The organism is Maribacter orientalis, from assembly GCF_900109345.1.
GTDB classification, from domain to species: domain Bacteria; phylum Bacteroidota; class Bacteroidia; order Flavobacteriales; family Flavobacteriaceae; genus Maribacter; species Maribacter orientalis.
Genome location: NZ_FNZN01000002.1, coordinates 673,870 through 688,284, shown reverse-complemented (window position 1 = coordinate 688,284; position 14,415 = coordinate 673,870). Strand labels below are relative to the sequence as shown.

At 32.9% G+C, this 14,415-nt stretch carries 16 protein-coding genes; 7 read left to right on the top strand and 9 right to left on the bottom strand.

Annotated elements, in window-relative coordinates; translation table 11 throughout:
* Positions 1–47 precede the first annotated feature (47 nt).
* The 3 genes from BMY56_RS06745 to BMY56_RS06740 all read right to left on the bottom strand — a co-directional run bounded on the left by BMY56_RS06745 (position 48) and on the right by BMY56_RS06740 (position 5,363).
* Positions 48–3,752, bottom strand: a complete 3,705-nt coding sequence (locus BMY56_RS06745; protein WP_245737159.1) for a ShlB/FhaC/HecB family hemolysin secretion/activation protein — start codon at positions 3,750–3,752, stop codon at positions 48–50.
* A 73-nt stretch (positions 3,753–3,825) separates the two neighbouring features.
* Positions 3,826–3,996: a hypothetical protein gene (locus BMY56_RS18600; protein ID WP_177170930.1), complete on the bottom strand. Its 171-nt coding sequence runs from the start codon at positions 3,994–3,996 to the stop codon at positions 3,826–3,828.
* A gap of 5 nt (positions 3,997–4,001) precedes the next feature.
* On the bottom strand, positions 4,002–5,363 hold the full coding sequence (locus tag BMY56_RS06740) for an NAD-dependent succinate-semialdehyde dehydrogenase (RefSeq protein ID WP_091621652.1): 1,362 nt from the start codon (positions 5,361–5,363) through the stop codon (positions 4,002–4,004).
* 191 nt (positions 5,364–5,554) lie between these two features.
* On the opposite strand from BMY56_RS06740, the gene BMY56_RS06735 reads away from it, so the two are divergent.
* The 3 genes from BMY56_RS06735 to BMY56_RS06725 are packed head-to-tail and all read left to right on the top strand — an operon-like array spanning position 5,555 to position 6,436.
* Complete coding sequence (locus BMY56_RS06735; RefSeq protein WP_091621891.1) at positions 5,555–5,887, top strand: YtxH domain-containing protein; 333 nt, start codon at positions 5,555–5,557, stop codon at positions 5,885–5,887.
* Complete coding sequence (locus tag BMY56_RS06730; RefSeq protein WP_091621649.1) at positions 5,888–6,235, top strand: phage holin family protein; 348 nt, start codon at positions 5,888–5,890, stop codon at positions 6,233–6,235.
* Between the two features lie 6 nt (positions 6,236–6,241).
* The gene (locus BMY56_RS06725; protein WP_091621646.1) at positions 6,242–6,436 is read left to right on the top strand and encodes a hypothetical protein; all 195 of its coding nucleotides are present in this window, start codon (positions 6,242–6,244) and stop codon (positions 6,434–6,436) included.
* 94 nt (positions 6,437–6,530) lie between these two features.
* Here the strand turns inward: BMY56_RS06725 and BMY56_RS06720 are convergent, their stop codons facing one another.
* The 3 genes from BMY56_RS06720 to BMY56_RS06710 form a co-directional block, all read right to left on the bottom strand.
* Positions 6,531–6,998, bottom strand: coding sequence for a Dps family protein (locus BMY56_RS06720; RefSeq protein ID WP_091621643.1), 468 nt, complete (start codon positions 6,996–6,998; stop codon positions 6,531–6,533).
* A 112-nt stretch (positions 6,999–7,110) separates the two neighbouring features.
* A complete protein-coding gene (locus BMY56_RS06715) occupies positions 7,111–7,713 on the bottom strand; it encodes a DUF2652 domain-containing protein (RefSeq protein WP_091621641.1) in 603 nt (200 codons plus the stop codon).
* A gap of 170 nt (positions 7,714–7,883) precedes the next feature.
* A complete protein-coding gene (locus BMY56_RS06710) occupies positions 7,884–8,096 on the bottom strand; it encodes a hypervirulence associated TUDOR domain-containing protein (RefSeq protein WP_091621638.1) in 213 nt (70 codons plus the stop codon).
* Positions 8,097–8,372: 276 nt separating this feature from the next.
* Between BMY56_RS06710 and BMY56_RS06705 the strand changes: the two genes are divergently transcribed.
* From BMY56_RS06705 to BMY56_RS06695, 3 genes are all read left to right on the top strand, one after another.
* On the top strand, positions 8,373–8,615 hold the full coding sequence (locus tag BMY56_RS06705; protein WP_091621637.1) for a hypothetical protein: 243 nt from the start codon (positions 8,373–8,375) through the stop codon (positions 8,613–8,615).
* Positions 8,616–8,666: 51 nt separating this feature from the next.
* A complete protein-coding gene (locus BMY56_RS06700; RefSeq protein WP_091621634.1) occupies positions 8,667–9,116 on the top strand; it encodes a ferritin-like domain-containing protein in 450 nt (149 codons plus the stop codon).
* A gap of 262 nt (positions 9,117–9,378) precedes the next feature.
* The gene (locus BMY56_RS06695) at positions 9,379–10,071 is read left to right on the top strand and encodes an SOS response-associated peptidase family protein (protein WP_091621632.1); all 693 of its coding nucleotides are present in this window, start codon (positions 9,379–9,381) and stop codon (positions 10,069–10,071) included.
* On the opposite strand, the gene BMY56_RS06690 is transcribed toward BMY56_RS06695, so the two are convergent.
* Both BMY56_RS06690 and BMY56_RS06685 read right to left on the bottom strand, forming a co-directional pair.
* Positions 10,068–11,102: a helix-turn-helix domain-containing protein gene (locus tag BMY56_RS06690; protein WP_091621629.1), complete on the bottom strand. Its 1,035-nt coding sequence runs from the start codon at positions 11,100–11,102 to the stop codon at positions 10,068–10,070. The genes BMY56_RS06695 and BMY56_RS06690 overlap by 4 nt on opposite strands.
* A gap of 163 nt (positions 11,103–11,265) precedes the next feature.
* On the bottom strand, positions 11,266–12,312 hold the full coding sequence (locus BMY56_RS06685; protein WP_091621626.1) for a helix-turn-helix domain-containing protein: 1,047 nt from the start codon (positions 12,310–12,312) through the stop codon (positions 11,266–11,268).
* A gap of 272 nt (positions 12,313–12,584) precedes the next feature.
* Here BMY56_RS06685 and BMY56_RS06680 point away from each other — a divergent pair, with 272 nt between their 5' ends.
* On the top strand, positions 12,585–12,767 hold the full coding sequence (locus BMY56_RS06680) for a hypothetical protein (protein WP_091621623.1): 183 nt from the start codon (positions 12,585–12,587) through the stop codon (positions 12,765–12,767).
* A gap of 62 nt (positions 12,768–12,829) precedes the next feature.
* Here BMY56_RS06680 and BMY56_RS06675 read toward each other — a convergent pair whose 3' ends face one another.
* On the bottom strand, positions 12,830–14,386 hold the full coding sequence (locus BMY56_RS06675) for an AsmA family protein (protein WP_091621621.1): 1,557 nt from the start codon (positions 14,384–14,386) through the stop codon (positions 12,830–12,832).
* Positions 14,387–14,415: the final 29 nt, after the last annotated feature.

The window sequence follows — 14,415 nt, the reverse complement described above, 5'->3', positions numbered from 1 at the left end:
CTTTGTTTGAAAATAGCGTTAGAAATAACAAATTTAAAATACCATTTTTAAATGGAGAGTCCGAAACCAACTTGAATCAGGTTACTTTCTTTAGAATTGAAATATCCGATATTAAAAGTTAATGCTTTTAAACTACTAATCCAAAAGCCACCACCTTGCGAGGTATGCCACACATTAGAATTTTCATTGGGCATCCACACCCTACCGTAATCAAAACCACCATACATACCAATGGTAACTGGTGAAACTGCCGTTACATAGCGCTTAAGCTTTAATTTTAAATCTGACGATTGATAAAAATATGATTTACCGGTAAATCGCTCATCTCTAAAACCACGTAAACCATTACGACCACCTAATGCAGGAGTGTGGTAAAAATAAACATCGTTATAATCGAATAGCCCTTTATATTCTGCCATTGTGCTATAAACCAACGTACCTGAGGATTCCAATTTATGGTCAAGACCAACTTTTAGAGAAGCATAACCGAATTTGTTCGAATTAAAGCTAAGGTTTGTTTTATAACCAGCAGAAAAACCGAAGTAAATTGCCTTGGAAGGGAAATCACCTGCATCGTCACGGTCATATTCACCAGTTAATTCTAAGCCTCCATAATTTTGGTTATCAAATAGAGCTTCATCTAAATTTGACGGATTAAATAGTCTTCCTGGGTTATCTGCCACTTTAAATGATTCAAAAATAGTTTTTATACGAAGGCTATAAAATGCTAAGCCAGCACTAGCATTAAACCGTTGAATTCTTGCCCTATAATAATCTCTTCCAACAGCATCTTCATTGTTTATGGTTTCATTTCCATATCCAAAAAAATTACTGACATAACGGTCATTCGTATAATAGGCATCTAGCTCGAAATTCCAACCTGGGTATATACTACCATATTTACCAGAATACGCAATTTCAGCGGCTTCAAAGTTGAAATAGTAGTTGGCGCTTAAACTGTGCTTTTGAAGGAACGGATTACCATTAATCCCATTTTTGGTATAGGTATTCGAGGCACCTAAAAACATGCCGTCATCTGTTCTAAAACCTAATGTTGGCACCAAAATATTCGTATTTGGGGAAAAGTATCTAAAATGGTAAGTATTTGTTTTATAATTATTGGTTAAAACGCTAATTGGTTTTACCCGCTCAAATTTGATTTTTTCATGTTCCCAATCATAAATTCTAACCTTCTTTTTATTTTCAATATCGTAGGTGTCTTTCCCGTAGCCACCGATGATTTTCAGTTTTGTATGTGAGTTCTCGTTTCCATCCACAATAAAAACGTCATCATCGCCAAGACCATAAATCCATAGTTCTTTGGTCAAAGAATCGTTGAATGTTCTAGAATACATCAATTCATTTTTTTTATCAGATAGAATTCGTTTTACGGTAACCTTAGTATCTCCATTGCTGCCTTTGGTGATGGTGAAAATATCATCTTTTTCAGTTCCGCGAATCGCAACGATTTTATTCAAATATTCTGCATATTCTTTAGCAACTTTTGGTAACGTGTTAAGCCTTTGTATTAAGCTTTCTTTAATGAATTCTGAAGTCTCATCTTGTACTGCTACTGGTAGTCGCTTAAAGGCTTTTTCAATTACTTCGGGCGTCATCCCATTCTGAATAACATTCGCTTCTTCAACCCAAACGTTTGGGCCGAAAGAAGTTAACAATGTTCTGTCAAGGCTATTGCCAGAAAGGTTAAGCCATTTTACGTTGTCTATATCTTCATCAAAGGTCTCCCAGTTTCTGGAGTTCGGCACAAACCATTGAATAAAGGGTATTATTTTGCCATCGAATCTAGGGAAAGCGTTGTCACGGTCTCTAGGTATTGGCATAAATTCTTTTTCACCATCGGGACTTTCATATTCGACCCATCTCCATTGGTCTTGGTGTCGATCCCAATCGCCTATAAGCATATCAAAAATTCGAGCACGTATTAAACCTCTTTCATCGACCGAATAAGATTCATCACTTTTGATTTTTTCAAGCATATCGGTTGTACTTTCATAATCTGTCACTTTACCAGAATTTGTATCCATGCTTCTTCTGTACCCCTTATAATTTGCTTGTTCTTCGGATGGTCTTCGTTCTATGTAATACAGTTCATTACCAAAATCTTCATTATATTCTTTTAGGCCCTCTTGTTTTGGCACATAGAATAGTTCAGTATCAGAATGATTTATTTCAGCAGATGCAGCTAATGGATCGATTACTAATTGCATATAAGGATGTGCAGTAGTGAAAAAGTCTGAAATCGCTTTTTCTGCCCAAGTATCTTGATAATCTGCAGTGTTGTAAGAAATACCAGGTAATTTGAATTTTAGAAATTTCAGAGCGCTTTTACGCAAAGAGCGCATTGCGTATTGTTTACCATTTACATCTTCTAAACGCAAAGAAAATGACTGGTGGCCGCCACCTTCTTTCAAAACTTTTAGGCCACCATACAAAGTGTCTAAATTAACGACAGGCGCTTCTACATATTCACCATAATACCTACGGTAGCGTTCTCCCCATAAAAATTTATATAATCCGCTTTTATTATAATCTTTCGGATTATCCAAAATTTTCGCTTTTTCAATTTTAGTGTTGTTAATGGTGAAATTATTGAACTGCTTTTTAGCTTCTAGTTTAGGTAAAACCGGTAATGTCATACTTGAAGATAAATTATATTCTGATATGAATGTCACATTAGAGCTACCGTCTTCATAATAATCTAAACGAGCGAATCCTCGATCTCCAAAAGCATATTTCCCCTTAAAATCTATTGTGCCACCAATGGCAGTAATTTTTCCAGGACCCAGTTTTGTAGCACTTTTAGAACCTAGAGAGCCACTAATAACTTGATGAATACCACCACCTTCTAGTAACTGAAGACTCTCATCATGACCAGAGATTAAGGTAATTCTATCATTGGCTTGCGCTAGTGCACTGACCGCTATTCTTAAATAATTATATCTTCTAGAGTTTACGTGTTCAGGGTTAAAGGCACCTAGATCCATAACTGTATTTTTAATAGTGCCATATACCGGAAATGGATTTAAATGGTCTTTAATGGTTGTTTTGCCGGCATAGATACCATTGGTAAAAACAGGATGATGCATGGCGATAACAATATTTTTTCCTTGGCCATCACCGATATAGCCTTCTAGCTCTTCCATAAATCTTCTTCGGGTAATAATATCGGTGCACTTGCTATTGATGCCTTCGGTTCTTGACCAATTAGAAACAAACCATTTAGAGTCGATTAATATTAAATCTAAATCATCATTTATAACTCTGTAGTCGATAGGGCAACCATTATTAGGTGCTACTTTGGTAGTTTCTCTACCAACATCTTTCAAGTAATTTTCAACCCTTTCAATCTTATCAAGTTCATAGCTTTTCCATTCATTATTGCCTGGTAAGAAAACCGTTTCTCCTTTAAAATGAGCAGTAAGATTCAATTGCTTTTCAATCAAAAGGCTGTCCGTTTCCCAATTTTCGGTAGTTGGTGTAATGTTATCTCCCGTAAAGACCAATGTGCTATTTACGGGTGCCTCATTTAGCTCATCCTTAAATCGTTCTAAAAGTGAAATGTTGGCTATGGACGAGGCATTGCCTAATCCGCCAGCGATATAAAATGAGTATGTGATTTTTTTGCCTCCACTATCGTTTTTTGTTGCAATAGTACCTTGCTCCTTAAATGTGGCGCAAGAAGATATGGTTAATAATATGGTTAGAATACCTGCACATTTTATAAAATTCACATTTGTCAATTTAGATTGAAAAGACTGGTTGATTATTGATTATTTTAGTTAAAACGCTTTTGTTAAGGGAGTTCTAATTATTAAAAAATATTTTTGAAATGATAATACCAATAACTAGAATAATTAGAAATACCATAATTATGGTTACTCCTAATTTAGTTTTCGTGTTTTTTTGAAGAATAAACTGCTTTGTTTTTTCTTCTTCCTCTTTTATAAATTTTGTTTCTTCTGTTCCTTCTTTCATATGTTCTATTTTTTAATGTACACTGTCTTTTTATTGACAAATTCTAAGATGCCTTCTCGAGATAATTCCCTTCCATATCCTGAAGCTTTTGTGCCGCCGAATGGCAATCTAGGGTCAGATTTTACCATATCATTTACAAAGAAGCCTCCATCTGGAATATCTGAAATAACGTTCATTGCCCCATCGATATCTTCAGTAAACAACATACTACCGAGTCCTAGTCTAGAGTTAGCAGCCATTTCGATAGCCTCTTTTCGGTCTTTTGCCTTTATTATTGCAGCTACAGGTCCAAATGTTTCTTCTTCAAATACGGGCATATCTACCGTAACATTAGTTAATATGGTTGGTGAAAAGAATGTTCCATCACGCTTGTTTCCTAAGGTAACTATCGCACCTTTTTTGATAGAAGCATCTATTTGTTCTTGTAAAGTTTTTGCCAAATCTTCTCTGGCCATTACCCCTATAAAGGTGTCTTTTTGCATTGGGTCGCCAATTATTAAGGCTTTTACTTTTTCAGTAAATTGCTCTAAGAATGAATCATAAATACCTTCACAGACGATGAAACGTTTTGCTGCGATACAGCTTTGACCGGTATTTTGCATTCGTGCATTCACCATCGTATCCATATGCTTTTTTAAATCTGCATCTTCCCAAACGATACATGCATTATTACCGCCTAGTTCCAAAACAGTTTTCTTAAGATTTTCACCTGCAGTTCTTGCAATTGATTTTCCTGCTTTTTCACTACCTGTTAGTGTTATGGCTTTAATACCATTATGTGCAATCAACTTTTCAATTTCTTCATGTTCAGCCTTAATACTTTGAAAACAACCTTCTGGATAACCGGCATCAAGAAATAATTTCTCTAGGGCAATTGAGCAACCTGTAACATTTTGGGCATGTTTTAGAAGGGCGGTATTACCTGCGGTCAATGTTGGTGCTGCAAATCGTATTACCTGCCAAAAAGGATAGTTCCAAGGCATAATTGCTAAAATACATCCTAAAGGGTCATTGCTTATAAAGCTTTCATCTGCATCAGTGGCAATCAGTTCATCAGCTAATAAATCTTCTGCATTTAGCGCATAGAAATCACAGGCCCATGCGCATTTTTTTATTTCTGCGATACTTTGTGAAATAGGTTTACCCATTTCTTTCGTAATTAGCTCGGCATATTCCTCTTTTCGGTCTAAGAGTAAATCTGCAACTTTAGTCAGTAGTTCGCATCTTTCCGCTATGGGTATGTTAGCCCAAGAAGTTTCAACAGCCAATGCTTTATCTAATTTAGCGTTAATATCACTTTCGGTATCTTTAGAATACGTTTCTAATATATCGCCGTTATATGGATTTTTTGATTGATAATCTTTCATGAAGCAAATTTATGAGATATGCTTGTGTTCCATTAATTCGTTTCATTTTATTCTTAACCCTTTTAGGCCTTTATTACCGTTAATATTTCATGGTATAGAGTTAAGCTATGATAGAAAAATAGATCACCTTTGTGATGGTAGAAGTTGATTCTACGTTATTTAAGAAAAAGTTTAATCATAAATTTATAAATATGAACAACAGCGGAAATACATTACTAGCTATTATTGCAGGTTCTGCTATAGGAGCAGCATTAGGAATTCTTTATGCACCGGATAAAGGTGAGAATACAAGAAAATTAATTGCGGATCAAGCAGCGGCAACGAGAGATAATTTTACAGAAAGCGCAATTGATTTAAAAAACAGAGTTGCGTCAAGGGTTACGGACGAAAGAGAAACATTAGACACCAGAGTAGAGTCTTTAGTTTCTGATTTAAGTTATAAGACCGAAGATGTAATTTCAACATTAGAGAAGAAATTGGCTGAATTGAAGTCAAAAAATAAGAAATTACAGAAAACAGTATAGATGGGAATTATTGATTCACTTAACGAAACCTCTAATAAGGCTATTGACGTAGGCGAGGTATACTATAAGAAAACTCAAGAGTATTATAGACTAAAAGTGTTTCAACAATTGACAATGACCACCGGTATGCTGCTGAAAATGGCAGTTATAGGTGGTCTTGGTTTTTTGGCACTTATATTCTTAACTGTTGCTGGTATTATTTATTTAGGAAATATACTTGAAAGCATGGTTGCTGCATGTTTAATTGCCGGAGCCTTGTTTATTGTGTTATTGATTATAGCGTATATTTTTAGAAGAAAGATTGATAATATGCTTGTGAAAAAACTATCGGTTAAATTTTTTAGCTAAATATTTATGTACAAGAATTTTGATGAAATAGAGTATAATTTAAAACGCTTAAAGTTAGAGCGTGAAATTGCTTTAGAGGAGCTTAAAGGATTGAAACAAGATGTTCAAGAAGATTTGAGCCCATATAATTGGGTGTCTACAGCATTTTCCGCAGCAAAGAAATTCGGTATGCTTTATTTATTGCGAAAAATAGTCAAGTAGTATTGATTAATGTCAAGGGACTTTTTTAGCTATCAGGAAAAAACAAAAAAAACCTCTTAACTAAGAGGTTTTTTTAATTAGGTTTATTAAATAATTATTCTTTAGTCCAGGCATCAAGCATCCAACTAACTTTTTCGATACTTCCAATGTAACCACCGATCATATCGATTGTACCTTCATCTCCAGCAGCTTCAGCTTTTTTTACCACTTTGCTCATCTGTTTAAGCAAAATCTCATGTTGGTCAAGAATATGCTTTACCATTTCAGTATCTAAAATAAGCGAAGAAGTTTCCTTAATAGATGACATTTCAAAATACTTTGAAAACTCACTTGTTGGGTTATGTCTTAACGTTAAAATACGTTCTGCAATTTCATCAATTTTAATTCTGGCATCGGTATATAGCTCTTCAAACTTAATGTGTAAGTCGAAAAAGTTTTTCCCTGAAACATTCCAGTGGTAACCTCTTAAGTTTTGATAATATAAATTGTAATCTGCCAACAACGTATTTAATTCCTTTACGATTGGTTCTATATCTTTCGATTTTATATCTAAATAGCTCATTATAATATGTTTTAAATTCTACTATAAAGGTAATTGTCTCAGGTAAGTTTTATTGACTCAGAAGCGATTTTTGTCGATCCATTAACACTATTTAACGTTACGTAAAATGAGGTTATTTAACTAGTGGCTTTAAATTAATATAAGAGTAGTTTATTGCCCCAACATGATCGTATTCTATAGAATTCTGTTTTAATGAACCCCAATCGAACTGATCATCTAAATTATTTTCTTTGTAGTAATCGGTCAAGCCTTCAGTTAAAAGCAAGTATTCACTCATTCTTATCTTATTCTTCAAAAGCTTGTGGGCAACGATCAAGTCTTCACCAAATAGTTTGATGCTATTTCCAACTTTGGTCAAAGCAATTTCTTTACCATAATGCAAGATTATTTTTAGTCCTAATATTTCAGGTATGGTTTCAGAATCTTTGTCATTTTTATGTTTTACGCGGAGTGCTTGTAATTCTTTATAAAATTCGGTGTAGAATATTCTACATTGATTAATTAATGCTTCTAAGCTTGGCATCTTTCCAGTTTTAAAGAAAAGAACCGCATCCCCTTCAATTTCAGAAACTTTAAGTCCGATTTCATTGGTGTAAATTATCTGGTTCAATAGCGCCGGAATTATTTTTGAGCTTAACTCGAAGTCGGTTTCACTCATAAATTCTGTAAAACCACTTATGTCGGGTATACATATTAACATTGGTGATCCTTTCATAAGCTATCGTAAAAAGTTGAAGTGAAAGATATCAATTATATCATTTTCAATTATCGCCGTTCCAATAAAATTGTAATGCAATCCATTTCAAATAGGCTTTATAAAAAACCTAAAAAGTGGTGGAATTCAGTTATTAATTCTTTTACAGATTTAAGATTAAATAAAATCATTTAATCTACTCGCTCTACTTCATTTTCACTTTTAAGAACATAATCGCCATCATCTTGTTTAATATATAAAGCTTTATTGCCTTTCTCTCCGTTTCGAGTCACCTCATTTCCTTTAATGGTTTTGGCGATTTTAGAGGTATACGTTTCTTCAACTTTACCTTCAGCTGAGCCATTGCCCCATGACCATTTTACTAATGTGCCTTTTCGTATCATATCATATGGATTTTATGTCTGTGAATTCCATCACTACTAGATTTTGGAGAACCAGTGATGGAATTTTTCTTGTAAATAAGGTCACAAACTTGAGAACTAATTGTTGGGTACAATTTCTATAATCAAATTAGAAATATTGTAGCTGTCACTTCTTTTTTTTAATCCAAAAATCATCAAGATTAACCCAAATCAAAGGAGTTAATGGTAAAATGTATTAAGGCAAAAAATTTAATGACTCGATGTTATTTTTGACTCGATGTTATTAAAATAGTAGTTATGATAGAATTATTCACGGGAATTTCAATACTAATTGCTTCCAGTTTTATCGGTTTATTAATTAGGGATTATATAGCGAATACTTCGGTCGACAATTCTAGTATTAATGAGGAGGATGCATTCTGTGAAATAGATGTGAAGCAGGTGTTAATCTATTCAAAGAAATCTGAAGTTAAAGATATTGGCGAGTTAAAGAGAAAATTAGAAGAATTTAAGAATAGGAATAAATTTTATAAGATGTAAATGTGATTAACATCTTTAAATAATGAATCACGGAATGTAATAGAATATAAAATGAATACATATACAGAAGTAATAGGAGAAAAATTAAATGACCTTTTAGAAAAAACATATGATGCTGAAAAAGGTTTCAAAAAAGCAGCAGAAAACACAGACCATAAGCAACTAAAATCTTTTTTCGAAAACAAGGCGAAACAGCGATATGATTTTGGACATGAGTTAAAAGCAGAAATATCTTATTTAGGTCAGAATATAGACAAAGGTGATAGCATTACCGGCAAGGCACATAGAGCTTGGATGGATGTAAAGGCGTTATTCTCATTAGATAGTGCAGAAGCAATGTTAGCAGAAGCAATTAGAGGTGAAAAAGCTGCAGTGGAAGAGTATAAAGAGGTTTTAGAAGATACTTCTTTGCCGACAACAACTGCAAGTATATTAAGAGGTCAAAAAGAAGCTATTGAAAATGGTCTTGCCAACATTAGAATGTTAGAAGATTTAAGATAAAATCTTTTTTAGTTTTACATAAAGAGGTCTTTTAGGCCTCTTTTTTTATGCCTAAAGAATTCATTAATGGGTAGAATAAGCTCTTTTTTAATAGGGATATAAGGTAATTCAAAACACAGAATGAATAGATTGGAGGGTTATAAAACATGCATGCAAATTATATAATAATCTACTTATTTTTAATGGGTTAGCTTTTTGTTGTTCTGCAATAATAGCTATCATGATATTTAGCGAACTTGCTTCATAAAAGCTAAAGATTGATATGTATTTTAAAATTTCAAATACAGCAGAGATGAAGGAGATAGAGCTAGATGTAAATGCTTTGTTCAAGTACCCCAACTTTTATACTCCTCAAGTTGTTATAAGTGGATTAGATGAAGTTTCAATACCCATTATTACAATGGTAGATTCAGAGGTTATTTCTCTAGCCATATGGGGTTTACTGCCGAATAGTTACATTGATGATTGGGAATTGTTTCAAAAATTAACCAATACACTTAATATTAATTCTGCCTCTTTAGATTCTGAGTTATGGTATCGTGATACTCTCAGTAATGGTCGTTGCATAATACCTGTAACTGGGTTCTTTACCTCCGTTTTAAAAAATGGGGAGATATATCCTTATTTCATAAGTCCGAAAAATGAGAAGATGTTTTATCTAGCGGGTATTTATACCGTGTTGGAAGATGGATTTATCACTTGCGCTATACTAACAGGGCCACTTGAAAATGAAATGGTGGATTATCAGAACTTAGTTGATTTCATGCCCATTATTATCAACCATCAAGATAAGGCCGCCTGGCTATCTGATAGTACAGAATCTTACCAAGTTAAGGCAATATTGAAATCATCTCACACCACAGAATTACAGATAAAACCCATTGCAAAAAGTCTTTTCAATCAAGATATTTCTTACGACACTATGTTGATGACAAATGAGTGCCCTGAAGATTAGATTAATGAGGATTTCTTATTCCTTAAATGTTTTCTATAATCAGTGGGAAGAATATCATAGGCTTCATAGAAAATTTTAGAAAAATAGCTTCTGCTCTTTATGCCAATGGAATAAACAATTTCAGAAACCGATAAATCAGTGTTTTTAAGATAGTCTCTTGAAATCTCTAATTTCAATTGCCGTATGTATTCATTTACTGTTTTTGAAAATAATATTTTAAATCCTAGTTGAAGTTTTTTTGGGCTTAAACCAGATTCTGTGCTTAAGATGGTTATAGAGATATCTTCAGAGATGTGGTTTAAAATATAAGTTGTTAGCTTATGAATTTTAGCGATATCATTTTTAGAAATTGCTTCGGGTAAATTCATTTTTTCTTCAAAATTTTTATGTTCCAATAACTGCAGCGATAATATGAGACAGAGTCTACCTTCTATAGAAAGCGATCGTAACATACCGCTATCTTGAATGCTGTTTAAAAGTTTAATTTCATCTGCAATTCTTAGGCTAAAATTGCCACCATGCTGGTACGCTGTATCGCCAATTTTATCGTTGAACAATTTCACTAATAAGTCATTTAAATAACAGACGTTGTTGTTTTTCTTTTTTAAATACTCCTTGCGGTTTATTCTAATAAAATTGACCTTTAAATGCACACTTTTTGGAAATAGGAAGGTTTTTTTAGAACTACGTTTAGGTGATATTATGGTATTTTGAAATTGCTCTAGAGTAGTATAAGAACCGCTGTTATTTTCGCTATAATTGAAATAACCTTGTGTTATAAAAATGAACTCTATTGGTGATAATTCATCATTATCAAAAATGAGTGTAGTGTCGTCATTAAGTAGTATGTCAAAATCAATAAGAGAAATTCCCCAATTGAAACTTATTGTCCGTAGGGTGCCTTTTCCAATTGCATTATTAAAAGTCAATACGGTTTCACCCCAATCTTCTCTCATATCAGCATCAATACATGACTGTATTTGGGAAAATATCGATTTTGGATTAGAACCCTTTATTAATAACTCTTTCATTGTCTAATTGTCCTCTACGCTTAAAACGTAAATGCAAAAAAACAGGAAATCAAATAATTGCATTAACAGTTATGAAATGTTAATTAACACAAATGGGTACTTTTAAGATTATCGAAAATGTTAAAAAATTGTGATTTTAAACGGGTAGTTTTTAGAAACTAAATTATATGGTTTCAGTTTTGCCCTCATTATTGGATGCTAATTTTTGAACATATTGTTTAGGGGTCATAGCATATCGCTCTTTAAATAATTTAGAAAAATAACTTCTAGAATTAATTCCGATTCTATAGGTAATTTCTGTGATGTTCAAGGTGGTTGTTTCCATTAAATGGCGAGCCAATTCCATTCTTTTGTTTTGAGTATACTCTTTAACCGACAGGCCAAATAGACTTTGAAAACCATTCTGTAAAGTGTTTTGATTTAGGCCTACTTTTTTTGATAAATTAAGGATACTGGTAGCTTGTTCTAAAGTATCATCTATCATATTTGCAGCTTCTTCTATTTTTACTACAGTAGATTGTCTTAAAATTGTTCGCTTTTCATCAGGTGAAGAATCATCTACATATTGGCGCAAATGATGCGCGAGTACTTCATAACATTTACCTTCACTGAATACACTTTTGGTAAACCCTGAGTCTTCAGATTCATTTATTTCTTCGATGCATTTAGCAATGTCTAGGCTATAATGATCTTTATGAAAAAAGAGGTTGATACCGTTAACGTCTCTAAAAAGGCCTTCTAGGTCTTCATTCATTTCAGGAAGAAATGATTCTATTTTTTCTTCAAAGAGTTTTCTGTTTATTTCAAGATTAAAAAAACATATGGGCTCATTCGCTTTTAAGGTTAGCACATTGGCATATTTACTATTACATGAAAATATGGCGCTCTCTAAATGCTTTATTTCCGTTTGTTTTTCTTGACCTTCAAACTCGTGTAATAAAGTTGTCTCTCTATTAAAAATTATCTCAAGAGGCTTTACTAAAGACTGGTTGAGAACAAATCTCACTTCTTTCTTTAGACGTATGTCAACATCCATGACACCTACACCATGAGAAAAAGTAATTGCTTTAATATGGCCTGTACCTACTTCTTCAGGCATATCCATACAAATTTCATTGTTCTCTTCTTGGTAATCAACCTTTAGCCTGTTGGCAATATCTTTGACTACATCAATAACATTTAACTCATTAAGTTCCTTTTTCGCACTCATTGTTTAGTTAAAATAGATAGGTACAATATAAGGTAAATAATAAAAGTAGTTGGGTCTTTTTTATTTATATAGAGGGTTCTATATAGCATATAAATAATTGAATATCAGCTAATTTAAATCGTTATTGTAGATGAGTTAATATTTAATTTTTTACAACCAAGGAGAATCTAAAAATTATGGCATTTTTGTTTAGAGGAACAGAGTTATATTAAATAGTTAATCTCTGTTCTGATAAATTAAAAGGTTAACCTAATTATTTAAAAATCTATAGTATGAGAAAGTCACTATTTATATTTGTATTCGCATTTATGACAATAAGTTTTGCATCGAGTTGTAGAGAAGAAAAATCTACAGGCGAGAAAATAGAAGAAGGTATTGATGATGTTGGTGATGGTATTGAAGAAGGAGCTGAAGAAGTTGAAGATGCTGTTGAAGATGCCACTGACCATAACTAGTATATAAAATTGTTATGAAGAGAAAGGCCAGATAGTTTAACTATCTGGCTTTTTTTATTTAATTACTCTTTCATTCCATTCCCTGTTAATACATCTAAGAGACCGTCTTGTAGATTTATCCATAAATAATTGAAGAACGACTTATTTTTAATTCGCTCTGTTGAGATATGACCATGCCTATAACCATCAGAATCAGCCTTTGAACCATCATTGATAAATAAGTTACCAATGAAGGAGAGTACTTTTTTAACACCGTTTCTTTCCTTATTCAATACTTGGAATTTGAAGTCTTCATAATTCATTTTAATATCACCAGTAGCGGCATATTCATCACCAGAAATAGTAAAATAGAGTTGGTCGATAGTGCCTGTGGTTTTTGTTCTAAGATTAGGAATTAAAAAATCATTCAAGTTTGCGGTATTGAAATTAGATAACCCTCCAGAAATTACGAATGAATTTCGTGTGTCTTGAACATTAAATTCCCAATCAAGATTAAAATTACCCGCTCCCATTAAATCGGCATCCACTGTTATTTTAAGATTTTCTTTGTTCGTTGTTAAATTGGAAAAGTTGCTCATTGAGGCATTTAACTTTTCAAAACTTAGAATACCAGCTCTTTTATCATTAGGTAAATTTTCTTCATAACGTACCATTCCTTCCTTAATTAATACAGAATCAATGGCTACTTTAAAAGGGAGTTCCCTAAACAATTCAGCATATAGAGGTCTTCGGTTTAAATCTTCTAACCTTGATTTGTCACGGTACATTTCTAAAACAGGTGCATTTAATAGCAATGATTTAAAGTTGACTTGAAGTGAGTCGTTTGACACAATGTAATTATGATTTTCAATCCTAATTTCTGGAATATCTAATGTTAGATGGTCTCTTTGGTATCTTATCGTTTTACTCAATTCTGATTTGGAAAGTATCGTAGATAATGAAATATCAGTTATGTGTATAGAGGAGTTATCTAACTTCATAGTTTCTATTTCCAATTCTTCAAATTTCCCGACAGGAGCTTTAACGTGTTGAATGCTCATGGCGTATTCTGAAAAAGTGAAAGGCACATATTTATTAATTACCCATGGATCGGTCGCCACATTTTTTAAATTTAAGTCGATAGATTTAACGGATAAAAGTTCTTTTTCTTCATTAGAATCCAAAATTTCAACTATACCAGAATCCAAAATTAGCTCTTCAATAAAAATCTCTTTTAATAGATTAATTGGGTTAGATTTTGTTGCATTCTCTTGCTTAGACTCTTTAGGACACGTCTTGAAATTTATGCGTGGTTTAGAAAGGGTAAGATTTTTTAAGTAAATCGATTTCTCGAAGAATATTTTCCAATAACTGAATCCGCTTATCGATAAATTATCGGCATTGATTATAATTTCACATGATGATGTTTGCCTACCAAGACTTTTAACCTCTACCTTTTCAAATTCTAAATCACCTTTAAAAAGATTAATATTAAGTCTGTCATAAGAAAAATCAATATGGTCTGGAACCTTCCGATTTAGAAAATCTACTACTTCCTTTTTCATTTTCCATTCGGCAGCTATGTAAGCTCCGATGAAGAATATGATGAGTACTAAAAACCATTTGAGAAATCGGGTCATGACAATTGAGGGTTAACTTAACCTTTAAG